The organism is Microbispora sp. NPDC049633 (assembly GCF_040675265.1).
Lineage (GTDB): Bacteria > Actinomycetota > Actinomycetes > Streptosporangiales > Streptosporangiaceae > Microbispora > Microbispora maris.
Window position 1 is genome coordinate 57994 of record NZ_JBFAOO010000009.1, and the last position, 23043, is coordinate 81036.

Genomic DNA, 23043 nt, shown 5'->3' on the forward strand with positions numbered 1-23043 from the left:
CGTGATCGACGTCCCGCTGAAGAGGTTCGAGGAGCTCGTGGCCGAGGCGCTGGACACGATTCCCCCGGATCTGGCCAAGGTCATGGACAACGTCGTGGTCGTGGTGGTGGACGACCCGCCGGAGCCCGGCCTGCTCGGGCTCTACACCGGCATTCCGCTGACCGAGCGGGGCGACTGGTACTCGGGGGTGCTCCCTGACCGGATCGAGATCTACCGGAACCCGACGCTGGAGATCTGCGAGACCGAGGACGACGTGGTCGAGGAGGTTCGCATCACCGTCGTCCACGAGATCGCCCACCACTTCGGCATCGACGACGAGCGGCTGCACGAACTCGGCTGGTAGGGCCCTTTCCCCTCGTCAGGCGACGGTTCGCGTTCGCGTTCCGCGAAAGCGGATCGTCAGCCGCTTGCAAAACTCGCATCCGACAGGCACTGTAAGTGACATGTTGACCACGGGCTGTCATACCCAGTCGCCGCGACGGACACCGGCGGACACGGCCGGCGGAGCGACCTCTGCGGAGTGACATGGCGGCCCCCAAGCCCGGCAGGCTGTCCGGCCGCCATCGTCGTCCTCCCGAGGTGCGGACCACCTACCGGGAGGTCGCCGCGATCCCCGAGTTCCGGGCCCTGTGGCTCGGGCAGGGCATGTCGCTGCTCGGCGACCAGCTCGCCCAGGTGGCGCTCGCCGTGCTCGTCTACAGCCGGACCGCGTCACCGCTGGCCACGGCCGCCGTCTACGCGCTGACCTACCTGCCGCCCATCCTCGGCGGGCCCCTGCTGGCCGGGCTCGCCGACCGGTACCCGCGCAGGCGGGTCATGCTCTGGTGCGACGTGCTGCGCGCCCTGATGCTCGCCGTGATGGCCCTGCCCTCGACGCCGTTCCCGGTGCTGTGCGCGCTGGTCTTCTGCGTGGTCCTGCTCGGGGCGCCGTTCTCCGCCGCCCGCGCGGCGCTGCTGCCCGAGGTGCTCGACGGCGACCGGTACGTCGTGGGGTCGGCCCTGCAGAACGTGACCAACCAGGCGGTGCAGATGCTGGGGTTCGCCGCCGGGGGCGCGGCGATCGCCGTCCTCGGGCCGTACCGGGCGCTGGCGCTGGACTGCGCGACGTTCCTCGGCTCCGCCCTGGTCATCGTGGCGGGAGTGCGGCACCGCCCGGCGCCGGAGCGGGAGGACGGCCGGCCGTCCATGTGGCGGATGACGCTGTCCGGCGCGCGTCTGGTGTTCGGCGAACGGCGGCTGCGCACGCTTGTGCTGTTCGCCTGGCTGTGCGGCTTCTACGTGATCCCCGAAGGCATCGCGGCGCCGTACGCGGCGGCGCTCGCCGACGGGAGGCTGCCCGTCCCGGTGATCACGGGTCTGCTGATGGCGGCGATGCCGACGGGCACGGTCATCGGCGCGTTCTTCTTCGGGCGGTTCGTCACGCCCTCGGGGCGGCTGCGGGGCATGGGCTGGCTGGCCATGCTGACCTGCGCGCCGCTCGTGCTGTGCGTGATCCGGCCCCCGCTGGAGGGCGTGCTCGCCCTGTGGGTGCTGTCCGGAGTCGGCGGGGCCTACCAGCTCGCGGCGAACGCGGCGTTCGTCCAATGCGTCCCGGCGTCAGGGCGGGCCGCGGCGTTCGGGCTGGTGCAGTCGGGGCTGCTGGCCGCGCAGGGCGCCGGCATCCTCGCCGGGGGCGCCGCCGCCCAGAGGCTCGGCCCAGAGCCGGTGGTGACGCTGGCGGGCGTGGCCGGGCTGTGCGCCGCGGCCGTGCTCACCATGCTCTGGACCGAGTCGCGTAGGGAGATCATCGCCAAGGTCCGGGCCGCCGCTACCTGAGTCAGGCCTGCGGACCCTGGTTCTGCGAGTCGCCGGTGGAGGACCGGCCGTACGGGTGCTGCTCGTAGCCGGGGGCCTGGGGAGCCTGCGGGGGGTAGGAGGTGCCGGTGGGGCGGCCGCCCTGGTTCCAGCCCTGCTGGACGTTGTCCCACTTGGCCTTGGCGTCCTGCCAGACGTGGCCGTCCTTGTTCTTGTTGATGAGGTCCTGGACGATGGAGGTGTTCTTGCCCTCCTCGGGGAGGAGGAGCCAGGCGACGGCGTAGACGCCGACGCCGAGGCCGCCGAAGAAGCTCGCGACGGCGAGCCCGAGGCGCAGGATGTTGGCGTCGATGCCGGTGTACTCGGAGACGCCCGAGCACACCCCGGCGACGATCCTGCCGTTCCGAGTGCGGTGGAGCTGCTTGACCGAACCGTTGGTGTTCATCTCGTTCATACCTCCACAGTGCCTGTCCGGGGGTGGGCGCACATCGGGATTCCCCCTGGCCCTACCCCGAGGGGGCCCGGATACCCTGACGGACATGGACGACCTCCTCGAACTCGACGACCAGCTCGACCCCGAGCACCGCATGATCAGGGACTCCGTCAGGGAACTCGTCTCCGACAAGGTCCTGCCCCATGTCGGCGAGTGGTTCGAGCAGGGCACCTTCCCCGCCCGCGAGCTCGCCCCGGTCCTGGGCTCGCTCGGCCTGCTCGGCATGCACCTGGAGGGGTACGGCTGCGCCGGGCTGGACGCCGTCTCGTACGGCGTGGCCTGCCGGGAGCTCGAGGCGGGCGACTCGGGGTTGCGGTCGTTCGTGTCCGTCCAGGGGTCGCTGGCGATGTTCCCCATCTGGAAGTACGGCTCGGACGAGCAGAAGGAGGAATGGCTGCCCCGGCTGGCTTCGGGGGAGGCCATCGGCTGCTTCGGCCTGACCGAGCCCGACCACGGGTCCGACCCCGCGGGCATGCGCACCACCGCCAAGCAGGACCCGTCCGGCGACTGGATCCTGAACGGCGCCAAGATGTGGATCACCAACGGCTCGATCGCCGACGTGGCGGTCGTGTGGGCGCAGACCGACGAGGGCATCCGGGGGTTCGTCGTCCCCACCTCGACGCCGGGCTTCTCCGCCCCTGAGATCCACCGGAAGCTGTCCCTGAGGGCCTCGGTCACCTCCTCCCTGTACTTCGACGACGTACGGCTGCCCGCCTCCGCGGTCCTGCCGGGCGTCGTGGGCCTGAAGGGCCCGCTGTCGTGTCTCACGGAGGCGCGATTCGGCATCCTGTGGGGCGTCGTCGGCGCGGGCCGGGCCTGCCTGGAGGCAGCTGTGGACTACGCCACCACGCGGGTGCAGTTCGGCAAGCCGATCGGCGGGTTCCAGCTCACGCAGGAGAAGCTGGCCTGGATGGCGGTCGCGCTCGGCCAGGCCGGGCTCACCGCCCTTCACCTCGGCCGGCTCAAGGACGCCGGGAAGCTGAAGCCCACCCAGGTCAGCTTCGGCAAGCTCGCCAACGTCCGGGCCGCGCTGGACATCGCCCGCCAGGCGCGTACGGTGCTGGGAGCCAACGGCGTCACGCTGGAGTACCCCGTCATCAGGCACATGACCAACCTGGAGTCCGTGCTCACGTACGAGGGCACCCAGGAAGTGCACCTGCTCACGCTGGGCAAGGCGCTCACGGGTCTCGACGCCTTCCGCTGACGCCTCCGGTCGCCTCGGCGGGGCGATCAGGGACAATGGCGTCGCCGAAGACGCGGTACGCTCTGTACCCTGCATTGTGGGGAGTGTTCCGCGGATCACACCGCGACGCGGCGGGTCCGAGGAGCACGACCACGGGGTGCTAGCTCAATGGCAGAGCTGCGGACTTTTAATCCGTCGGTTCAGGGTTCGAGTCCCTGGCGCCCCACCCTCAACGAACTGGGCAGACTCCCGAATCTTGATCGATGGGAAGCCTGCCCGGTTGCATTTCTGGCTGCGGTTGTTCACTCGTCCCACAGGGCCCGGCCTTTAGGCCTCCTGACACCATCGGCGTCCGGAAGGGCTGCGAGGGGAAGCCGCAGCGTGAAGCGCGCGCCGCCGATGGGAGAGTCTCCGGCATGGAGGGTCCCGTCGTGAGCCCGGGCGATTTCACGGGCGATCGACAACCCGAGGCCGGTGCCGCTGCAGTCGCGGCGGCGGCCCGCATCCAGTCTGGTGAATCGTTCGAAGATCCGTTCACGGTCGGTTTCGGCGATACCTTCGCCGTCGTCGGAGACCGCCAGTTCCGCGATGTCCCCGTCACGGCTGACCTCGACTCGTACGACTTTCTCGGCGTGCCGTTGGGCGTTGTCCAGAAGGTTCGTGAGTACCCGGCCGATCTGAATGGGAACGATCTTGACGTGCACCGCGGGAACGAGCCGCAACTGGATCGGAATACGGTCGGCCCGACGGGAGACTTCCGCCTTGACCAGATGCGCCAGGTCGACCGGCGCCCGCCCGTACGGTACGACGCCCCCAACCCGGGACAGCAGAAGCAGGTCGCTGATGATCGCCTCGAGCCGGTCGACTGCGCTCAGCGCACGTTCGAAGGTCTCGTGCAGTCGAACATCATCCGGATGTGACTGAGCCTGCTCAAGCTCTGCCCGCAGCCCGGCGATGGGGTTACGCAACTCGTGCGACATGTCGGAGGCGAACCGTCGCTGTTGCTGCAGTGCTTTGTTGAGCCGTTCCAGTGTGCAGACCACAGCCCTGATGGTCCGGGCGATCTCGTCTTCACCGAGGGGATCGGAGACCTCCGAATCAAGGTGTGTGACATACGCAGGGATGTCAAGACCGTCGATACAGCCGGACAGAGCTTTCACATGTCTCATGTCCATGTCAGTTCTTCCTTCCCGCAACCGAGCGGTCGGCGGGCGTGGATATCGCTAGCGCGCCTGCCGCATCCCCGTGGACCACGGAGAGGGCGTTACATGCGAAGCAGGCCGGGTTCCTTTCGGGGCACTCGGCCGGGGATGTCGACGGTGAGATGTCTCTGGGGCGAAAACGAAGGCCTCATAGCGTCCATGCGCGGTAAGGCCGGCGTGCCCGCTGAACGAAAGCGGCGCTCTCGTTCGCCGGGGTACGTGGCGATTTCGAGCCCAACCCCGCCGGGGCGGTAGTTCGGATAAGAGCCGCGGCGACCCGCGGTGCGACGCATATTCACAATCTAGGCAGACGGCGGAGGCCACGCCACCCGCATATGGGCCGATGACGCCCCCCATATGGGCCGCATCGCCGGATCAACCAGGCTTCCGCGGTCCTGGCAGGAGCCCCGTCCGAGTGGCCACGACAACCGCCTCGAGCTGGCTGTGCGCGCCCAGCTTCATCATGACGTTCTTGACGTGGCCCCGAGCGGTGTGGAGGCTCACGACGAGTCGCCCGGCGATCGCACGGGGATCGAGCCCTTCGCCCATCAGCCTCAGGACTTCCAGCTCGCGCCTGGTGAGTTTCGCCCAGTTCTCGGGTCCGACGTGCGGCGGTGCGTGGAAATCCTGGAGGAGCGCTCTGAGCGGGTCGCCCTCCACCATAAGGATGTTCTTCTCGACCGGGGCGCGGATCACTTTAAGAATGTCCGGGAATTTACTGTCTTTTGCCAGAAAACCGGAAGCCCCTACCGCTGCGGCGGCCGCGAACAGGCCAGGGCTGGCATCGCCTGTCAAGATGAGGACGCGGACATCCGGGTGAGAGGCTTTGATCCGCCTCGTCCCCTCGATTCCGTCGACGTCCGGCAGATGAATGTCCATGAGCACGACGTCGGGACTATGTACCCTCAGGAGCGAGACGGCGTCCGCGACCGTGCCGACGGCCCCCACGCAATGCAGATCGGGCTGGGCGTCGATCGCGATCTCGAGAGCGCCGGCGAGCGCCTGCTGATCCTCGACCACGAGAACTAGGATCACCTGAGGCTCCTGCCCGCCGTGGCCTTGTCCACTGCTCGGGCTCATGGCTGCTCACTTCATGAGCGGTTCGCTGCCGTTCGGTCGGCCGGGCCCGCTCTGCCCGTCCCCCGGGTGAGGCGTAGCTTGAAACGGAGAGTGGTGGGGAGCCGAGTGATGAGGGCGCGTCCGCCTTCGCGAAAGCGGGCCGAAGACCCTGTGGCCTGCCCCTATGGACTCATCATGACGCTACCCGCGTACATCGTGACGCACAAACCAGATCGACCTGGACGTCGCCACGCGAGTTCCGGTGATGTTTCGTGCGTGCGCCGAGCGTGCGGGGAGGACACCTCCATCCGCTGCGCGCGCCGTCTCCTCTTCCGATGCTCGTCCCTGCCCGTCTGCGGGGTACGAACAGCGGTAGACCGCAAGGCCCCGTTCGGAGCCCTGCAGAGGTTGGAGACGGGTCGTGACGTGACCACCTACTCGTTCAGGCTGTACGTGGCTGGGAACACGGAGCGGTCACAGGCCGCGGAGGTGAACCTGCGGTTCCTGTGCGACACACACCTCTCCGGCATGTACGAGGTCGAGGTCATCGACGCCGTCGAGCGGCCCGAGCTGGCCGAGGAGGGACGGATCCTGGCCACCCCCACCGTGGTCAGGATCACGCCGCCACCACAGCGGCGGGTGATCGGGGATCTGTCCGATCATTGCCGCGCCGCCGTCGCTCTGGGCCTCCCAGCCGCGGACGCATCGCCCTCGGAAGGGCAGTGACGATGACTGACAGCAACGCTATCGAGCGGATCCCCACGGGGATCAACGGCTTCGACCACGTATCCCTGGGCGGGTTGCCCGCCGGTCGATCCACACTGGTGAGCGGAACGACCGGCAGCGGAAAGACGCTGTTCGCCGTCGAGTTCCTCTCCCGCGGAATCACGCGCTACAACGAGCCTGGGGTCTTTGTCACCTTCGAGGAGACGTCCACCGACATCCGCCGTAACTCAGCCTCGCTGGGCTTCCCCATCCGATTGTGGGAGGACGAAGGCAAATGGGCCTTCGTCGAAGCATCGGGGAGTATCGGCGAGGACACGCCCGCCGTCGGCGCCTACGACTTCGGTGCCCTGGTGGCGCGCATCGAACACGCGGTCCGCCAGACCGGGGCTTGCCGTGTCGCCCTCGACTCGCTCAACGCGATCTTCACCCGCTTCACCGACATCGGCATCGTCCGCCGCGAGCTGTTCCGGGTCGCCTCCGCCCTCAAGGCGCTCGGAGTCACCTCGGTGCTCACCGCGGAGCGTCCCGAAGAGTACGACGGTGTGACCCGCTACGGGGTCGAGCCGTTCGTGCTCGACAATGTCATCATTTTGCGCAACGTACTCCGGCAGAGTCGGCGAACCCGGACGGTCGAGATCGTCAAGTTCCGCGGCGCCCCGCACCGGACGGGGGAATGGCTGTTCACCATCGATCCACGGGACGGCATCGTGGTGGTCCCCCTCGCGTTCCTCACCCCGTCCGACCACGCGTCGCTCGTCCGCGTCTCGTCAGGCATCCCCGAGTTGGACGAGATGTGCGGCGGCGGCTTCTACCGGGACGCGATCGTCCTGATGACCGGGCCCACCGGCACGGGCAAGACACTGGCGAGTCTGCGTTTCACGGCCGCCGCCGTCGAGGCGGGTGAGCGCTGCCTGCTCTGCACCTTCGACGGGACCCCCGGGCAACTCTTCCGCAGCGCCGCGGGCTGGGGCATGGACCTCAAGGCGATGCGGGCCTCGGGTCTGCTCCGGGTCATGTCCGGCTACGCGGAGGTGATGTCTCCAGAAGACCACTTTCTGCGGCTCAGGCACGCCATTGAGGAGTTCGCGCCCGGCCGGCTCGTCATCGACACGTTGTCCGCTCTCGAACGCGTGGCCGCGCCGCGGACTCTACTCGACTTCGTCATCGCGCTGGGGGCGGTCCTCCGGCAGAGCGAGATCACCACTCTTCTCACGAGGACACCTGCTGAACGGATCACTTCGGCGAACGCGTCGTTGATCACCTCGGACATCGCCGGGCTTTCCGACGTCTGGATCCAGCTCCGGTATGTCGAAGGCCCCGCCGAGATCCAACGCGCCATCGCCGTGCTCCAGGCGCGCGGCTCTGCCCACGACCACAGCATTCGCAGACTCAGGATCGACGGCAGCGGCTTGCACATCGGTGAGCCCCTGCCAGGTCTCCCCCACGTCTTCACGGGGACGGTCAATCCCGAGATCGCGAGAGGGGCGCCCGAGTCCGAGGTGACAGAAGGTCCGACGAGGTGAGTGCCAGTGGCGGGTCCTCGCCTGGCGGAAGCCGTACAGGAGGCTTCGAGCCAGGGCGGCCCGACGACGTCGAGTTCCGGGACGATATCAGCCAGGTCATCGTTTCGGCGTCGGCGGACGGGATCGTCGCCGTCGACGAGGAAGGAATCATCAGGCTCTGCAACCCCGCTGCCGCGGAGCTCTTCGCCCGCTCGGCGGAGGATCTGATCGGCACCCCGTTCGGCTTCCCCATCGCCGCGGGTGCGGCGACCGAGATCGACTTGATGCTGCCGGCCGGAGGCAAACGGGTCGTCGAGATGCGGGTCACCGCCACGACCCTGGAAGGTGAGCCCCTGTACGTCGCCGCGCTCCGCGACGTCACACGGAGCAGGTACGTCGAACGGGAGCTGGAGGCGGCACTGGAACGCCAGAACGTGGCGGTCGCCGTCGCTGCCCATGAACTCCACAATCCCCTGGCCACCATCAGCGTGCTGGTGGACGTGCTCCGTGATCGCCTGATCGCGCTCGCCGAGGAGCGGAGAACCGAGATCATCGAGCGCATCGCCGATCGGACGGCCCGACTCCAAGGGCTCGTCCGAAAGCTCCTCACCGCGTCGACCATCGAAGCGAAGGGTGCGTCCGCCCGAGTGGAACGCGTCCCCGTGCTCGAAGTGCTCCTCGAACGACTCGGCGAGCTGGACGAACGATCACGGGATGTGTGCGTATCCTGCAGCCCTGATCTGGAGGCCCTGGTCGATCGCAGAGAGTTCGCCGCGATGGTCGACAACTACCTGGAGAACGCGTTCGCCTACGGGCGTCCGCCCGTCGAGGTGTCCGCGACCGGGCAGCCGGGATGGATCCTTCTCCGGGTGTGCGACTGTGGGCCAGGTGTACCGGTAGCTTTCGTGCCCCGGTTGTTCGAGCGCTTCAGCCGTGAGCGGGAGGTCGATCGCGAAACAGAGGGGACGGGCTTGGGACTGTGGATCGTCCGAAGCTTCGCCCGGGGCAATGGCGGCGACGCCTGGTATGAGCCCCGTGATGACGAGGGTGCCTGCTTCTGCCTCCGCCTGCGACGAGCGCCTTCACCCGATGCGCCGGACCGGAGCGGGTAGTAGGCGCACGGTTTGCCGCTGCGGAAGCGCGTACGGCGGAGACGTCCGCTGCGGTTCCCCAGACCGGCCAAGAGTTGATGTTCGGCGATCGGGTTCCTCCGGGAGGCAGTCGTGACGCGGGAACGCCAACTGACCGACGCGTTCGTCGAGTTGACGGACACCTTGGTCGGAGACTTCGACGTCGTCGACCTGTTACATCAGCTCACCATGCGCTGCGTGCGACTGCTGGACGTCGACGCGGCCGGGCTGCTGCTGGCCGACCAGCAAGGCCGGCTGCGTCCGATGGCGGCCTCCACCGAGCAGGCTCGCATGGTGAAACTCCTCGCACTCCACGACGTGGACGGCCCCGGCCTGGACTGCTACCGCACCGGCGAGCCGGTGACCAGTGCCGATCTGGTCGCTGAGGGAGGGCGCTGGCCCCGTTTCGCCGCAGCGGCGCAACTCGCCGGTTTCATCGCGGTCCAGGCGCTGCCGATGCGCCACCGCGACAGGGTCATCGGCGCCCTCACCCTGCTGCGGACGGCACCCGGACGGCTGACCACCGATGAGCTGCACATCGGGCAGGCACTGGCCAATGTGGCCACCATCAGCATCTTGCACCAGCGCAGGCTGGAGCGGCACGAGGCAGCCACAGAGCAGCTGCAGATCGCACTCAACAGCCGCACGCTCATCGAGCAGGCCACCGGGGTGCTGGCCGAGCGCCACCGCAGCGACATGGACCATGCCTTCAACTCCTTGTACACCTACGCGCGCAGCCGCGGCCTGCGCCTGTCCGAGGCGGCACATGCCGTCATCCGCGGCGAACACGACGTCACCCGACCTCCGACAGGCGATCACGGCCGATGACGGAAACGCCGGCGCCCGACGAACCGGACCCCGCTGAGCGCGACACCCAGAGGACCGGCGCCGATCGCCGGGCGTCGATCCTGCGGTGCGGGCGGCGTCAGGTCGTGCAGGAGCTCGACGTACGCGACCATCGACGAGATCGCCCGAGTATCGACCCATCCGCCGGCCATTCGATCGAGGTAAACGGCTTATTGGAGGGTAGGGAGCGTACGCGGCGAAAGGGTTCGTGAGGAGCAGCTGATGGGCAGGTCGATCCTGCAGCGCTCGGTGCGGGCAGGTCCGGGGGGCGACACCGATTCCCGCAAGCGGTGGTGGAACCTCGTGATGGTGCTGGCCGCCGCGGTGACAGGCCGGATGTTCATCCGCCGCCTGCTGCGACGCGTGCGTACGATCTCCGGTGATCTCGCCGAGATCAACGTCAGCGACGAACACGCGCAAATCGCTCAGCATCGTGACCCGCAAGAGGTGACGCAGCTGGTCAACAACATCAATGCGAGTTTGGACATGCTGGACCGTGAGCGGCAGTTCGCCTCCAACATCGCCCACGAGATCCGCTCCCCGCTGGCCGGGATACGCGTCACGGTGGAACAAGCGGCTACCTGTCCCGGCGAGGCCGACTACCCCCGCGTGCTGGAGTCGGTCCTCCGCGGAGTGGAGCGACTGGAGGCGCTGGCCACCGCGCTTCTTCTGATCGCTCGTTCCCGCGCCGCCCAGGCCGACTGGGAACAGATCGACCTGTGCGAACTGGTCAGGCATGAGGTCGCGGACCGGAACGACCCCATCTCGATCGAAGTCATCTGCACCCCCGGCGTCGAGGTCACAGCCATGCGGACGCGGATCTCGCAGATCGTCACCAATCTGCTGGACAACGCTCAGCGCCACGCCGCCCACCAGGTGCAGGTCCGAATAGGCCGCAGCAACGGCAACGCGCGACTGTCGGTGTCCGACGACGGCCCCGGCGTGCCGGAGAAGGACAGGGAACGCATCTTCGACCGGATGCACCAGCTCAAAAACATATCCCAGCGGGGCGGGCCCGGCACCGGCCTCGGCTTGGCCATCACCCGGGATATAGCGAAAGCCCACCGCGGAGCCGTCTGGGTCGAATCCTCCCCGCTCGGCGGCGCCTGTTTCATCTTTCAATTGCCCATCGCCGCCCCCTGAGCCATCACCGGATCTCTCGGCGCCGGCCGGGCCACTGCCGGCCCTGCTGGTCGTCCCGCCGTACACCGCGGACGGTCCTGCCGGGGCCGCGCTCATGCTCGCCAGTCAGGGGACGGTCGGCCTCCTCCCGGTCGACCTCCTCACCACGGCAGCCCATCGAAACGGCGATGCCCGGGATGCGGACGGGCAGAACGAGGGCGGGCGCATGAGCACGCTGCCGGCGGGCCTGCTGAACGGGTGCCGACACCGCCGATCGGACACGTACCCGGCGATCCTGCCGCGAGAGACCCCGTCTCGTCGCCGGCCGGAGCATTCCATCTCCATCCGTGACTCCGCGCCGCTCGGCAGGGCCGACCCGTCGGCGCCGACGACCATCCGGCTGTCCGGTGAGATCGACATTTTCACCAGTCCCGACCTGCGCGAGGATCTGCTGGACGTCCTGCGCTACAGCAGAAACATGCTCGTTCTCGACCTGTCGGGTGTGGCGGCATGCGACTTCAGCGGGCTGGGAGTACTGGTCGGCATCCAGCGCCGCGCCAAGACGATGGGGATCACTCTCTCCCTGACCGCGGCCCGCCCGTACCTGTCTCGGTTGCTGCATGTAACCGGCCTGGACCGCACCATCCCGATGCTGGCAGCCGAAATGCCCGCAGCCACGAGGCAGGCCGAAGCCCTCGCCGCACAGGAGGCGCGGCGGGGCCGCGAACGAGCCGGTGACCCGCCCCGCAAAGACGAGGGCGAGCACCGCACAGGGCCATACGCGACAGCTCAGAAGCTGCTGATCCGTGTCGACGCGTAGGGAGCGAAGCGGGCTGCCACAACGTGCCGGAAATTGACCACGTAGGTGAACGTTCCCGGCTCGCCTTCGTGGGAGATCTGAAGGGACACCACAGTGCCCTGCTCCATCCAGCTGACGAGTCTCTCGACTGCGGGCGTCTCGCCGTGCACACGGAGTATCAGTTCCTTCTCCTTGCCGACGCTCAGCAAGTAGAGCAGCCCGGTAGGAGCGTCCATGGTCATACGCTGCTCCTCGTCGTGCGGATGGGACCGGGTCCAGGTGGGTATCCCCGCAAAGCCCTCCGCGTAGCACTCGCGTCGGCGCTTCGGCGGACTCCGCGGATCTCTTCCTGTGGCCCGTGCTGCCGGCAGGCCGGCCGCCTGCCGGGGCCTTACCCATCGCGGGCCGCTTCCTGTCCCCTTCGTGGCCCCGGCCCACGGGTGCCGGACACGGGCGTCGGGTACATGTATGCACGGATGACCCATTCGCGGGGATCCTCGACTGCCTCGGGAAGGCCCTGTGATCCTTACACGCGCGACCGCATCCTCTGCGACTCTCCTGCACCGGCTGTCGGCAGCCGCGCGCTGGCTGACGTCGCCGCTGCTTCCCGAGGACTACCTCGGCCTGATCGATCCGCTCTGGACCACGAGGGAGCTGTGTGGCCGGGTCGAGGCGGTGCGACCGGAAACCAGCGACGCGGCGACCCTGGTGATCCGCCCTGGTCGGGGCTGGATCGCACATCGTCCCGGCCAGTGGGTCCGGATCGGCGTCGATATCGACGGGCGGCGACACTGGCGCACCTTCTCACTGTCGTCGGCCCCGGGAAGGTCCGGTGGCTGCGTCACCGTCACGGTCAAGGCTGTGCAGGGCGGGCTCGTCTCCAACCACCTGGTGCGGAACACAGCATCTGGGACGGTGCTCAGACTGGGCCGGCCCGAGGGGGCGTTCGTCCTTTCGAAGCCACCACCACCGCGACTGCTGTTCGTGACCGCCGGGAGCGGCATCACACCGGTGATGGCGATGCTGGAAGGCCTGCGTCCAGACAATGCGGAGGGACCGGACATCGTGCTGGTTCACTCGGCGCCGTCATCCGGCGCCGTCATCTTCGGCGGGCGGCTCCGGAGCCTGGCCGCGCGATGGCCTCGGCTTCGGTTGCATGAGCGGCACACGCAGCCGGAGGGGCGGCTGCGGCCTGCCGATCTGGCCCGGCTCTGCCCGGACTGGACCGAGCGGTCCGTCTGGGCGTGCGGACCGCCGGCGATGCTCGACGACATCGAGACGCACTGGACCGGGCCCGCGGACGGGCTCCATGTCGAGCGCTTCAGTCTGGTGCCGACGGCGGCAGCGGGTTCGGGGGGACGTGTCCGCTTCACCAGGAGCGGCCGAGAAGCCGAGGCCGACGGCGGAACGCCGTTGCTGGCCGTCGGCGAGAGCGCGGGGGTGCTCATGCCGAGCGGCTGCCGCATGGGCATCTGCTACGGATGCGTCGCCCGCCTTCGCTCCGGCCGGGTCCGTGACGTGCGGACCGGCCAGGTACACGGAGATGCGGGAGACATGATCCAGCCCTGCGTGTCGGTGGCGGCCGGCCCCGTCGAGATCGACCTGTGAGAGGAACACGCATGCCTGCCACATTCCATCCGGCCTCGGTCGACGCTGAAGGGTTCGGCCGCGAGCTGGACAAGATCCGCGACGAGGTGCTCGCGAGCCTCGGCGAGCGGGACGCGTCCTATATCCGGGGTCTCATCGCGGTACAGCGCAAGCTGGAGCTGGGTGGAAGAGCGCTGCTGTTCGCCTCCTGGCTGCCCCCCGCCTGGGCCGCAGGCACGGCGGCACTGGCGGCCGCGAAGATCCTCGAGAACATGGAGATCGGCCACAACGTCCTGCACGGGCAATGGGACTGGATGCGGGACCCGAAGATCCATTCGACCACCTGGGAGTGGGACACCGCCTCCCCCGCGGACCAGTGGAAACACTCACACAACTTCGTCCACCACACCTGGACCAACGTGCTCGGCAAGGACCGCGACATCGGCTATTCGGTGGTGCGGATCAGCCCGGAGCAGCGATGGCATCCCATCTATCTCGCCCAGCCGTTCTACAACGCGCTGCTGGCCCTCTTCTTCGAGTACGGCATAGCGATCTACGATCTCGAACTGGAGCGGATCCCGTCGGGACGAAAGGACCCGAAGGAGGCGCTGGCCCAACTCCGCGCCGTGGCGGCCAAGATACGGCGCCAGATCGTCAAGGACTACGTCGCGTTCCCGCTGCTCGCCGGTCCGGCCTTCCTGCCCGTCCTGCTCGGCAACCTGACCGCGAACCTGGCGCGCAACGTGTGGGGGCACACCATCATCTTCTGCGGCCATTTTCCGGAGGGCGCGCAGGTCTTCACCGAGGACCGGCTCGAGAACGAGACCCGCGGCGAATGGTACGTCCGGCAGCTACTCGGCTCGTGCAACATCGACGGCGGACCCCTCTTCCACATCATGAGCGGGAACCTCAGCCACCAGATCGAGCACCACCTGTTTCCCGACCTGCCCAGCAACCGGTACGCGGAAATCGCGCCACGAGTCCGCGCCCTGTGCGAGCGGTTCGGCCTGCCCTACACGTCCGGATCGCTGGCCCGGCAGGCGGGCTCGGTCTGGAAACGCGTCCTGCGGATGGCCCTGCCGGGGCCGGGCCGGCCATGGGCGGCCGAACCTCCCGCTCGGACACTTGAGGCCGCGGCGTGAGGCCGGGCGGACATCAACCTGCCGCATGACAAAGCCCCGGACTCGGCGGGAGTCCGGGGCCGATGCCTGTCGAATGAGCCGCAGGGCACGACCCCGTACACGATCAGGCGCCGGCGCCGCACGCGGGCAGGCGTAGCGCGAGAAGAGCGACGTCGTCGGTGGTCCCGGGGAGTATGCGTCGGACGATTTCGTCGCACACGTCCTCCAGCGGGCGGTGAGCCATGGCCGCGGCCTGCCCCCGTAGCCGGGCCAGTCCGGTGGCCAGGTCGCTGCCGCGGCTTTCGACGAGGCCGTCGGTGTAGAGCACGAGGGTGCTTCCAGCCGGCATCGGCTCGACGGCGTCGCGCCTGGCCGATTCGATACCCATGCGGAGCCCTAGCAGCAGATCCTGCCGTTGTTCCAGGTAGCGGGCATGGCCGTCAGGGGTGACCAGCAGGGGCGGAGGATGCCCGGCGTTGCTCCAGCACAGCTGCCAGGGACCACCTTCGGGGCCCTCCACACGCGCGAAGATCATCGTGGCCATGGGCACGTCCGTGACGGCCGACATCGCCTGGTCCACCCGGTTGACGACCAGGCTGGGCGACACGCAGCGGTCCCACGCCAGCGTGCGAACCATGCTGCGCAGCTGGGCCATCTCAGCGGCGGCAGTGATGTCGTGGCCGACCACGTCACCGATGACCAGGGCGGGGACGCCGTCGGGCAGCAGGAAGGCGTCGTACCAGTCACCTCCGACCTGAGACCCCAGCGGGGCCGGCAAATATCGTGCGGCCATCTGAAGGTGACCCATCTGCGGCAGCGGAGCCAGCAGGTGACGTTGCATCATTTCGGCAACCTGTCGTTGCTGGCCGAACAGGCGCGCGTTGCCCACCGCCAACCCCGCACGACGCCCGATGTCGGTGACCAGCGTCACATCGGTGGCGTCGAAGGGACGGTCCAGGTCGGTGCGCGCAACAGTGAGAGCCCCCAGCACCTGCCGCTGGGTGCGTAGCGGCGTGATGATGGCCGACACCGTTCCCCGGGCGGCGAACAGCTCACGCTGCGCGGCGGCCAATCCGGAGTCCGGTTTGCGGGCCATGTCGTCCGGGCCCAACAAGACGGTCTCGCCCCGATCCAGCACCCGTGCCAGCAGGGAACTGGGGGGCTCCGGCAGCGGGGGGCCCTGCGCCTCATCCGCAGGAGGGATCACCACCACCCGCTCCACCTCGTCATGATCGATACGCAGATCCACCACCGCCCAGTCGGCCAGCCGCGGGACGATCAGTCTGCCCAGCCGTTGCAAGGCCTCGTCCACGTCCAGCGTCTGGGTCAGCACAGTTGTGATCTCAGTGACAAGCGTCAGGCGGGCGTTGAAGTCCTCCAGCATGGTTAGCTGATCGGCCTGCTGACGAGAGAGGTCCAGTCGCTCGGTGATGTCGGTGAAGACGACGATCAACCCGAGTACCTGCCCGCCCTCCAGTATCGGAGCGGCCGACAAGGAGACGGGCAGCAGCCTGCCGTCGCCCCGTAAGAAGGTCGACTCTTCGCCACGCGCCGCCGGACGGCCGTGCTCCAGCACCCTCATCAGCCGACAGGTGGAGTGAGGAGTCAGCCCGTCGTCGGCGCCCCTGTGCAGCAGATCGTGGGCGTTGGCGCCCAGCATCTCCGCCACGGGACGGTCCAGCAATGCCTCGGCCTGCCGATTCACCATGGTGATTGACCCAGCACAATCGGTCAGATAGATACCCGCCCCCGCGCTGTCGAAGGCAGCCTGCAGCAACCTCTGATCGGGCAGCCCGACATGACCCTGCGCTCCGGGCAGATGCCGCATCATCGCCGCTCTGCCTTCCTTCGATCCGTCGCGACGACTACGCCCTACCCCCCGACACGCCGAGCACTCGGGCAACGCGCGGCCATATCGGACCGGCCGGCTCCCGTGAAGAAGTCAGAGGATCCCATCGGCGAGGCACGGGCGATACTCGTCGAGCGGGCCCGGCCATAGTGGGTCATCCCGGTGAAACGCCGCTCTGAACGCCTGCACATCGCTTTCGGCGCGACCTATCCTCCGGCTGCAATCGCGACACCGGTGTCGGCGAGTGCGCAGTGCCGTCGACGAATTCAATGGCCAAGGACGCATGGTTGTTCGGCGGTCGCTCGCATGTACGGGATACGGCATGACACACAGTGTCATCGTCCGACATTCGCCGGGAGGCAAAGGCGGCGGCGCTGCGCCCGTTCGGCGGCAGCTCGGGCCGCGATAGCCACCCACCTCATAACCAGGACTGCAAGAACAAAAGACCAGCACCCACGCATAGACCGGCGATAGCCATTGAGGAGAGCGTGCTGAGCGGCCGCCTGTCCCCCTTAGCGTTGTCGCTCCAGTTCCTGATCGTCGCAGCAAGTGACGTCCAGACGATGGCGATGAAGACCAGCGGCAAGACGACATGGGAGACATCGCTCATAGCGCGTCGATCATCCCGGGCGCTGCCTCGAAAACAAGAGCTGCGCCTCCGGCGGGGGCGCTCCGGCTCCGGCGTTATCGACAAAGGCCCTTTGGCTTATACAGAGCCGAGGTGTTATCCATATGATCACATCATGGCCCTTGACCTGTTTGCGGGAATCCCGGTGGCCGACTACGCGGTGGCCCTGGAGTGGTATGAACAGCTGCTGGGTTCGCCGCCGGCGTTCTTCCCGAACGACACGGAGGCCGTGTGGGAGCTGGCGGAGCATCGATACATGTTCATCGAGCGACGACCCGAGCATGCCGGCCACGCCATGCACACGATCTTCGTCGATGACCTCGATGCGCTCGTCGCGCAAATCGCCGATCGAGGACTGGACCCGGCGGAGCAGGAGACCTACTCGAACGGCGTGCGCAAGACCACGTACCGCGATCCCGACGGGAACGAGATCGGATTCGGCGGCGCTCCGTCATGACGCGCCCTGCGCGCCGCTTCATCACCCGGACTTCAGGTTCTTCTTGTGCTCCTCGACCAGCTTGACGAACTCGGAGTGGGAGTCGGCGAACTTCATGACGCCCTTCTCCGGGTCGGTCACCACGAACCACAGCCAGCGACCGGCGGCCGGGTTCAGGGCAGCCTCGATGGCGTCCGCGCCCGGGTTGCAGATGGGACCGGGCGGCAGGCCGGGGCGTATGTAGGTGTTGTACGGCGACCGGCTCTTGAGATCTTCGGTCGAGGCCCTGCTGCCGAACTTGTTCAGGCCGTACAGGACCGTGCTGTCCATCTGCAGCCTCATCTCGGGCGTGCGGTTCAGCCGGTTGTAGACGACCCGCGCGACCTTGGGCATGTCGCGCTTGTCGCGCGACTCGGCCTGCACGATGCTGGCGATGGTCATGATCTCCGAGGGCGTACGGCCGAGACGCCTGGCGCCTTCCACCAGGCCGGTGTCCTCGGCGACGCTCCTGAAACGTGTCACCATCGCGGCGAGGACCTTCTCCGGCTCGACGTGGGCGAGATGTCGTAGGTCCCGGGGAAGGCGAATCCTTCCAGCGCGCCCTTGGCGTAGGCGGGAAGGCCGAGCGCCGCACCGTCCTCGGCGGCCCGCTCGAACTCCTTCAATGGCTTGCCGGAAATCTGTCGCTCCTGCTGCATGATCGGCCTACTCTGGCCGTATGGCCCCTGGAAAGACGTCTTTCGTCTGTTTGCCGTGCCGTGCCTCGTACAAGCAGCCATATCCAGGCCCGGACCTCGACGATCGGCGCTGCCCCCGGTGTGCCCAGCCGCTCATCCATGTCGGCTCCGCCTTCGCGGCTCCACGTCGTAGGGACAGCACAGGCTGGCGGACCCTTTCGGTGCTGCTGCACGCGGGTGTCCGCTTCAACAAGAGTTGTTGCGGGGGCCCTGGATACCGCCCGCGCTCGCTCAGCGAGGTGCGCGCACGTATGACGTTCGCCCGGAGAACCGGAGAACCCTTCTCCAAAGCTCTGGTGCGCCGCGAACTGCCCTGAACGAAAACATTCGTATGGCAGCGCGGCGCGCCGCCGCACCGCGTGAGAAGACCCGGCAATGCGGCCGAATCGGTCTGCCCATGTCGAGCGGGCCGCCCGTACGCTGGTCAATGATCGGGCTCACACAACGATCGCACGCCGCCTCTGCCGGTCATGCGACTCCTCTCGGACAGGAGGATCATCCGATCATGCGTGTGCCGGTGAGACAACTGTTATGGGGCCTAGCCGGTGTGGTCGCAGCTTTCGCCACCTATGTCGTCGTGGCGTTCTTTCTCTTCATTGCGACGTTGAGCCTTTACACGATCCCGATTCTCGTCGTTTATACGCCGCTTGTCTTCCTGGCGATCGGCGTCCTGGGGGCCGCCCTATCCGTGAAGGCGCTGACGCGGACACAGTCGCCGAGGCCGGCGAACCTCTCGCGTCTGTCGTTCTGGTGCGGTTGGGCGATATGCCCAGCCGGATATCTCGTCCTTCTCATCTACGGAAGCTGACGACGCCTTTTCGGGTGGCTGCGGGGCACCTACCCGGCCCGTCCGCCGGTCACCCCGCGGGTGATCGCCGGACAGGGCTGCTCAGGTGACGGTCTGGGTGGGCTGGCGGTCGAGCGTTTCGGGGGTGTCGTCGTCGATGAGGAAGCCCCCGGACTGGTGGTGCCAGAGCCGGGCGTAGGGGCCGTCCGCCTGGAGCAGTTCGCCGTGGGTGCCCTGCTCCACGATGCGTCCCCGGTTGAGCACGACGAGCCGGTCCATGCGGACGACGGTGCTCAGGCGGTGCGCGACCACGAGCGCGGTCCGGTCCTGCATCAACTGCCACAGGGCCTCCTGGACGAGGATCTCGCTTTCGGAGTCCAGGGCGCTGGTCGCCTCGTCCAGCAGGAGGATGGGGGCGTCGCGCAGGATGGCGCGCGCGAGTGCGATGCGTTGCCGCTGGCCGCCGGAGAGCTTGACGCCGCGCTCGCCGACCAGGGTGTCGAAGCCGTCCGGCAGGGCCTCGACGAACTCCGTGACGTGCGCCGCCCGGGCGGCCCGGAGGATCTCGGCCTCGGTGGCGCCCGGCCGCGCGAACGCGAGGTTGTCGCGTACGGACCGGTGGAACATGGCGGGTTCCTGGGGGACGTAGGCGATGAGGCTGCGCAGGTCCGCCTGACGCAGCCGGGCGATGTCCTGGCCGCCGATCAGGATCCTGCCTCCGTCTATGTCCATGAGACGCAGCAACAGGCGGGTGAGGGTGGTCTTGCCGCCGCCGGACTGGCCGACCAGCCCGATCTTGGCGCCGCTGGGAATGTCCAGGTCCAGGTCCTCGAACAGGAGGGGGCCGCGGCCGTGCGCGAACCTCACCCGCTCGAAGCGGACGCTCCCGTCGGCCGGGCGCAACGGTTGCGGATCGACCGGATCCACCACGGTCGGCGGCTCGAGGAGCAGTTCGGTGAACTGGGCCGCCTCGGTGAGCACGCTCTCCATGCGCCGGTATATCTGGTTGAACTCGAACATGATGCTGATCGTGTTCGAGTAGTAGGTGAACGTCACCACGATGGCCTCGACGCCGAGCCCGCCGCGCAGCGCCACGGCGAGGAGCAGGCCCACGGAGCTGGTGAGCACCGACAGCGGGGCGACGACGGTGTCCACCTTGAGATTGCCGTAATCCCAGGAGCGGAGCGTCGACCTGCGCTGCTCGGCGATCCTCGCCCGGTATTCCGCGGCTTCGCGTTCCTCGGCGGCGAACGCACGGACCGTCTCCATGTTGGCCAGCACGTCGGAGACGTGGCCCGACACCAGCACCCTGGCGGCCTCGCGTTCGTCCACCAGGGCCTGGCGGCGGCGGATGAGCGGGGCGACGAGGAATCCGGTGACGATGATGAGGCCCACGAGGACGAGAACCAGCAGCGGGTGATAGCGCCACAGCACCACCGAGGCGAAGACGAGGGGCACCAGCTTGGCCATGATCGAGAAGGTGAGCGTGTCGACGAACTCCTCGAACCTGGAGGAGAACCCGATGACCCGCTTGGTCAGCGAGCCGGCGAAGTTGTCGTGGAAGAACGCGGCGTCCTTGGCCAGCAACGCGTCCATGCCCACCACGCCGAGCCGCTCGATGCCCCGGGCGTCGGTGCGGTTCAGGAAGTGCAGTCCCACCCGCCACAGCGCCTCACCCGCCAGCAGCACCGCGCCGAAGCCGAGCACGTACGGCAGGAGCGCACCGACGGAGCCGTCCCCGCCTCCGGACAGGTGCCCCACGAGCCCGGCCACCGCCAGGGGCGCCAGGTAGAACAGGCAGATGTTCCCCATCGCCGGCAACGTCAGCGTGGGCACCGCGACCCGCCACTGACGCCTCAGCTCGGCGCCGTAGTAGCGCAGCACCAGCAGAACCGCGGATTTCCGCGCAGATGGGCCGTCTCCGACCTCCTCACCTGATCCGAGCACAGCCATCAGCCCCTCCCGAATGCCGGCGTCGCCGTGGCCATGCTGCCGCAGGGCCCGACGGAAGGGCGAACGATTTTCCTGTCACTCCACTACCAAGAGTGACCGTCCTCGGGGATCCGAAGCGCGGGCGCGGTTCCCGGACCGGCCCGGAGGCGGGACAATGGGCACGGTCCCGGGCGGGACAATGGGCACGGTCCCAGAGGGGACAATGGGCATGTCCGGCACGTGTATGGGCGCGGGCCGGCAGACGATCGCGGGTGCAGGGAGTGTCGATGGGCAGGCGGACGCCCCACGCCACGCTCCAGATGATCGCCGATGAGACGGGCGTCACCCCCTCGACGGTCTCCCGGGTGCTGAACTCGGCCTCCGAGGCGTCGGCGCGCCGCTGGGCGTCCGCGGAGACGATCGTCCGGATCCGGGCCGCGGCGGCCTCGCACGGGTACACGCCCAATCCACAGGCCGTCGGGCTGCGGACGCAGCGCTCCCGGCTGATCGGCGTGATCGTGCCCCGGCTCCAGGACTACGTGCTCGCCACCATCTACGAGGGAATCGACGAGGCGGCCACGGAGAAGGGCTTCGCCACCTTCGTCACCAACTCCCTCGACGACCCGCAGAAGCGGGCGCGCGCGACCGAGACGCTGCTGTCCCGCCGGGTCGAGGGCATGATCTTCGGTGACGCGCAGTTCGACGGCGAGTTCCTGCAGGGGGTCGCCGAGCGCGGGATGAAGTTCGTCCTCGTCTCCCGGCGCGCCCGCGACTTCCCGTCCGTGACCTGCGACGACCATCTCGGCGGCAGGCTGGTGGGCGAGCACCTCGTCTCCATCGGACGCCGCGACGTCGCGATCCTGGCGGGTGTGGACGTCCCGCCGCACCGCGTCGTCCACGGCCACTTCGACGCGCAGGGCGGGCGCGAGGCGGCGGAGCGGATCCTCGACAGCCGCCCGCTGCCGGACGCGATCTTCGCCGCCAACGACTTCGCGGCGATCGGCGTCATGGGTGCGCTGCGCGACAGGAAGCTGTCGATCCCCGACGACGTCGCGCTGGTCGGATACAACGACACCGCGCTGACGGCGGAGCTGCCCACGCCGCTGACCACCGTACGGTCGCCGATGCACGAGATCGGACGGCGCGGGCTGGAGATGCTGCTCGACCTGCTCCAGGGCGCCGAGGTCGAGCCGCTGCGCCTGCCGCCCACGCTCGTCGTCCGCGAGTCGACGGTGTCGGCGGAGGCCTCTCGGTCCGCCGGCACGGACGGGTCCGGCCCGTCCATGTGACCCTTGACATGGGCGGATGCCACATCTAACCCGCCTGAAGGTCGCACAAAGGTTTGGGTAGTGACCCGGGACGCACCGCTCCCCAGGTGCGGCCCACCCGGTCAGGCGCGTGGGGTCGACCATTCCGCCGTCGGCCGGCGGGACGTCGATGTACGCATACGTGACGGGCGCGCGACAAGCGGGCGGCCACGTCTCATCGCACGCAGAAAAAGTCAGGGTCTCGTTTTCGCTCCTCGCACGTCGAGCAGCGAATCCGGCGGCCCGGCGGTGGCGCGCAGGACCGCCGCGCAACTCCTCGGCTCCACCGGCTACGGGGACGTCGAGGTCGAGGGCCGCCCTCGGCTCCTACCTGCTCGGCCACCGTGAGCTCCGCCTCGTCGCGGAGGCCGTCGCGGCGGAGATCGCCAGGGACGACGTGACCGGCGTCGTGGTGACCCACGGCACCGACACCATGGAGGAGACGGCGTTCCTCCTGGACCTCGTCCACCGCGGCGACAAGCCCGTCGTCCTCACCGGCGCCCAGCGGGCGGCCGACCAGCCCGACAGCGACGGGCCGCGCAACCTCCGGGAGGCCGTCGCCGTCGCCGCCTCTCCCGATGCGCGCGGGTGCGGTGCGCTCATCTCCTTCGCCGGGCAAATCTTCGCCGCCCGGGGCACCCGCAAGCACCACACCGTCGCCGCCCAGCCGTTCAGGACCCTGGACGGCGGTTCCGTCGGCCGCGTCGACTCGACGGGGGCACACATCACGGCGAGGCCGGTGCGGCCGGCGCCGCTGGACCCGCCCGGCCCCCGCTTCGACGTCCACCCGGGTGTCGTCGAAG

Annotated in this window: 23 protein-coding genes and 1 tRNA gene; 16 read left to right on the forward strand and 8 right to left on the reverse strand. The window is 68.4% G+C overall.

Going from position 1 to position 23043, the window contains the following annotated elements; translation table 11 throughout:
- Position 1: 1 nt before the first annotated feature.
- Together AB0J39_RS04485 and AB0J39_RS04490 are read left to right on the forward strand one after the other, a co-directional pair.
- Positions 2-343: a metallopeptidase family protein gene (locus AB0J39_RS04485; protein WP_363461756.1), complete on the forward strand. Its 342-nt coding sequence runs from the start codon at positions 2-4 to the stop codon at positions 341-343.
- A 182-nt stretch (positions 344-525) separates the two neighbouring features.
- Positions 526-1815 carry an MFS transporter gene (locus AB0J39_RS04490; protein ID WP_363461758.1) on the forward strand — a complete coding sequence of 430 codons (1290 nt, stop codon included), beginning with the start codon at positions 526-528 and terminating at the stop codon, positions 1813-1815.
- A gap of 1 nt (position 1816) precedes the next feature.
- Here AB0J39_RS04490 and AB0J39_RS04495 read toward each other — a convergent pair whose 3' ends face one another.
- Positions 1817-2248 carry a PspC domain-containing protein gene (locus tag AB0J39_RS04495; protein WP_363461760.1) on the reverse strand — a complete coding sequence of 144 codons (432 nt, stop codon included), beginning with the start codon at positions 2246-2248 and terminating at the stop codon, positions 1817-1819.
- 85 nt (positions 2249-2333) lie between these two features.
- Between AB0J39_RS04495 and AB0J39_RS04500 the strand changes: the two genes are divergently transcribed.
- Positions 2334-3491, forward strand: coding sequence for an acyl-CoA dehydrogenase family protein (locus AB0J39_RS04500; RefSeq protein WP_363461762.1), 1158 nt, complete (start codon positions 2334-2336; stop codon positions 3489-3491).
- A 133-nt stretch (positions 3492-3624) separates the two neighbouring features.
- Positions 3625-3696: transfer RNA gene (locus AB0J39_RS04505), tRNA-Lys, on the forward strand.
- Positions 3697-3772: 76 nt separating this feature from the next.
- On the opposite strand, the gene AB0J39_RS04510 is transcribed toward AB0J39_RS04505, so the two are convergent.
- Together AB0J39_RS04510 and AB0J39_RS04515 are read right to left on the reverse strand one after the other, a co-directional pair.
- Entirely contained in the window at positions 3773-4645 is an 873-nt protein-coding gene (locus tag AB0J39_RS04510) for a HAMP domain-containing sensor histidine kinase (protein ID WP_363461764.1), read from the reverse strand.
- 402 nt (positions 4646-5047) lie between these two features.
- On the reverse strand, positions 5048-5692 hold the full coding sequence (locus AB0J39_RS04515) for a response regulator transcription factor (protein ID WP_363461766.1): 645 nt from the start codon (positions 5690-5692) through the stop codon (positions 5048-5050).
- Positions 5693-6184: 492 nt separating this feature from the next.
- On the opposite strand from AB0J39_RS04515, the gene AB0J39_RS04520 reads away from it, so the two are divergent.
- The 6 genes from AB0J39_RS04520 (at position 6185) to AB0J39_RS04545 (ending at position 11877) form a co-directional block, all read left to right on the forward strand.
- Positions 6185-6457: a circadian clock KaiB family protein gene (locus tag AB0J39_RS04520; RefSeq protein WP_363461768.1), complete on the forward strand. Its 273-nt coding sequence runs from the start codon at positions 6185-6187 to the stop codon at positions 6455-6457.
- Between the two features lie 2 nt (positions 6458-6459).
- Positions 6460-7980, forward strand: a complete 1521-nt coding sequence (gene kaiC, locus AB0J39_RS04525) for a circadian clock protein KaiC (protein WP_363461770.1) — start codon at positions 6460-6462, stop codon at positions 7978-7980.
- Entirely contained in the window at positions 7977-9071 is a 1095-nt protein-coding gene (locus AB0J39_RS04530; protein ID WP_363461772.1) for an ATP-binding protein, read from the forward strand. Before kaiC ends, AB0J39_RS04530 begins: the two co-directional genes overlap by 4 nt.
- A 111-nt stretch (positions 9072-9182) precedes the next feature.
- Positions 9183-9917 carry a GAF and ANTAR domain-containing protein gene (locus tag AB0J39_RS04535; RefSeq protein WP_363461774.1) on the forward strand — a complete coding sequence of 245 codons (735 nt, stop codon included), beginning with the start codon at positions 9183-9185 and terminating at the stop codon, positions 9915-9917.
- 240 nt (positions 9918-10157) lie between these two features.
- Positions 10158-11078 carry a HAMP domain-containing sensor histidine kinase gene (locus tag AB0J39_RS04540; protein ID WP_363461776.1) on the forward strand — a complete coding sequence of 307 codons (921 nt, stop codon included), beginning with the start codon at positions 10158-10160 and terminating at the stop codon, positions 11076-11078.
- A 94-nt stretch (positions 11079-11172) separates the two neighbouring features.
- Positions 11173-11877 carry an STAS domain-containing protein gene (locus AB0J39_RS04545; protein WP_363461778.1) on the forward strand — a complete coding sequence of 235 codons (705 nt, stop codon included), beginning with the start codon at positions 11173-11175 and terminating at the stop codon, positions 11875-11877.
- Here the strand turns inward: AB0J39_RS04545 and AB0J39_RS04550 are convergent.
- The gene (locus AB0J39_RS04550) at positions 11847-12098 is read right to left on the reverse strand and encodes a hypothetical protein (protein WP_363461780.1); all 252 of its coding nucleotides are present in this window, start codon (positions 12096-12098) and stop codon (positions 11847-11849) included. The genes AB0J39_RS04545 and AB0J39_RS04550 overlap by 31 nt on opposite strands.
- A 277-nt stretch (positions 12099-12375) precedes the next feature.
- On the opposite strand from AB0J39_RS04550, the gene AB0J39_RS04555 reads away from it, so the two are divergent.
- Positions 12376-13464, forward strand: a complete 1089-nt coding sequence (locus AB0J39_RS04555; protein ID WP_363461782.1) for a ferredoxin reductase — start codon at positions 12376-12378, stop codon at positions 13462-13464.
- An 11-nt stretch (positions 13465-13475) separates the two neighbouring features.
- On the forward strand, positions 13476-14585 hold the full coding sequence (locus AB0J39_RS04560; RefSeq protein ID WP_363461784.1) for an acyl-CoA desaturase: 1110 nt from the start codon (positions 13476-13478) through the stop codon (positions 14583-14585).
- A gap of 103 nt (positions 14586-14688) precedes the next feature.
- Here the strand turns inward: AB0J39_RS04560 and AB0J39_RS04565 are convergent, their stop codons facing one another.
- Positions 14689-16395 (reverse strand): SpoIIE family protein phosphatase, encoded by a 1707-nt coding sequence (locus tag AB0J39_RS04565; protein ID WP_363461786.1) that lies wholly within the window; start codon positions 16393-16395, stop codon positions 14689-14691.
- 761 nt (positions 16396-17156) lie between these two features.
- Between AB0J39_RS04565 and AB0J39_RS04570 the strand changes: the two genes are divergently transcribed.
- Positions 17157-17498: a VOC family protein gene (locus AB0J39_RS04570; protein WP_363461788.1), complete on the forward strand. Its 342-nt coding sequence runs from the start codon at positions 17157-17159 to the stop codon at positions 17496-17498.
- A 21-nt stretch (positions 17499-17519) separates the two neighbouring features.
- On the opposite strand, the gene mltG is transcribed toward AB0J39_RS04570, so the two are convergent.
- A complete protein-coding gene (mltG, locus tag AB0J39_RS04575) occupies positions 17520-18002 on the reverse strand; it encodes an endolytic transglycosylase MltG (RefSeq protein ID WP_363461790.1) in 483 nt (160 codons plus the stop codon).
- The gene (locus AB0J39_RS04580; RefSeq protein WP_363461792.1) at positions 17996-18175 is read right to left on the reverse strand and encodes a hypothetical protein; all 180 of its coding nucleotides are present in this window, start codon (positions 18173-18175) and stop codon (positions 17996-17998) included. The genes mltG and AB0J39_RS04580 overlap by 7 nt, the downstream gene beginning before the upstream one ends.
- Before the next feature lie 544 nt (positions 18176-18719).
- Between AB0J39_RS04580 and AB0J39_RS04585 the strand changes: the two genes are divergently transcribed.
- The gene (locus AB0J39_RS04585) at positions 18720-19022 is read left to right on the forward strand and encodes a hypothetical protein (RefSeq protein WP_363461794.1); all 303 of its coding nucleotides are present in this window, start codon (positions 18720-18722) and stop codon (positions 19020-19022) included.
- Between the two features lie 81 nt (positions 19023-19103).
- Here AB0J39_RS04585 and AB0J39_RS04590 read toward each other — a convergent pair whose 3' ends face one another.
- Positions 19104-20954: an ABC transporter ATP-binding protein gene (locus tag AB0J39_RS04590; protein ID WP_363461796.1), complete on the reverse strand. Its 1851-nt coding sequence runs from the start codon at positions 20952-20954 to the stop codon at positions 19104-19106.
- A gap of 266 nt (positions 20955-21220) precedes the next feature.
- Between AB0J39_RS04590 and AB0J39_RS04595 the strand changes: the two genes are divergently transcribed.
- Both AB0J39_RS04595 and AB0J39_RS04600 read left to right on the forward strand, forming a co-directional pair.
- Positions 21221-22222, forward strand: coding sequence for a LacI family DNA-binding transcriptional regulator (locus AB0J39_RS04595; RefSeq protein ID WP_363461798.1), 1002 nt, complete (start codon positions 21221-21223; stop codon positions 22220-22222).
- Between the two features lie 148 nt (positions 22223-22370).
- Positions 22371-23043: asparaginase domain-containing protein (locus AB0J39_RS04600; protein ID WP_363461800.1), on the forward strand; the 673-nt coding region annotated here is incomplete at its 3' end.

Bases quoted from the DNA above. Each gene is read 5' to 3' on its own strand.
- AB0J39_RS04490 (WP_363461758.1), top strand. From the start codon at position 526: ATGGCGGCCCCCAAGCCCGGCAGGCTGTCCGGCCGCCATCGTCGTCCT.
- AB0J39_RS04570 (WP_363461788.1), top strand. From the start codon at position 17,157: ATGGCCCTTGACCTGTTTGCGGGAATCCCGGTGGCCGACTACGCGGTG.
- AB0J39_RS04495 (WP_363461760.1), bottom strand. From the start codon at position 2,248: ATGAACGAGATGAACACCAACGGTTCGGTCAAGCAGCTCCACCGCACT.
- mltG (WP_363461790.1), bottom strand. From the start codon at position 18,002: ATGGTGACACGTTTCAGGAGCGTCGCCGAGGACACCGGCCTGGTGGAA.
- AB0J39_RS04545 (WP_363461778.1), top strand. From the start codon at position 11,173: ATGCTCGCCAGTCAGGGGACGGTCGGCCTCCTCCCGGTCGACCTCCTC.
- AB0J39_RS04550 (WP_363461780.1), bottom strand. From the start codon at position 12,098: ATGACCATGGACGCTCCTACCGGGCTGCTCTACTTGCTGAGCGTCGGC.
- AB0J39_RS04565 (WP_363461786.1), bottom strand. From the start codon at position 16,395: ATGATGCGGCATCTGCCCGGAGCGCAGGGTCATGTCGGGCTGCCCGAT.
- AB0J39_RS04560 (WP_363461784.1), top strand. From the start codon at position 13,476: ATGCCTGCCACATTCCATCCGGCCTCGGTCGACGCTGAAGGGTTCGGC.
- AB0J39_RS04585 (WP_363461794.1), top strand. From the start codon at position 18,720: ATGCGTGTGCCGGTGAGACAACTGTTATGGGGCCTAGCCGGTGTGGTC.
- AB0J39_RS04540 (WP_363461776.1), top strand. From the start codon at position 10,158: ATGGGCAGGTCGATCCTGCAGCGCTCGGTGCGGGCAGGTCCGGGGGGC.
- AB0J39_RS04580 (WP_363461792.1), bottom strand. From the start codon at position 18,175: ATGCAGCAGGAGCGACAGATTTCCGGCAAGCCATTGAAGGAGTTCGAG.
- AB0J39_RS04595 (WP_363461798.1), top strand. From the start codon at position 21,221: ATGGGCAGGCGGACGCCCCACGCCACGCTCCAGATGATCGCCGATGAG.
- AB0J39_RS04500 (WP_363461762.1), top strand. From the start codon at position 2,334: ATGGACGACCTCCTCGAACTCGACGACCAGCTCGACCCCGAGCACCGC.
- AB0J39_RS04590 (WP_363461796.1), bottom strand. From the start codon at position 20,954: ATGGCTGTGCTCGGATCAGGTGAGGAGGTCGGAGACGGCCCATCTGCG.
- kaiC (WP_363461770.1), top strand. From the start codon at position 6,460: ATGACTGACAGCAACGCTATCGAGCGGATCCCCACGGGGATCAACGGC.
- AB0J39_RS04510 (WP_363461764.1), bottom strand. From the start codon at position 4,645: ATGGACATGAGACATGTGAAAGCTCTGTCCGGCTGTATCGACGGTCTT.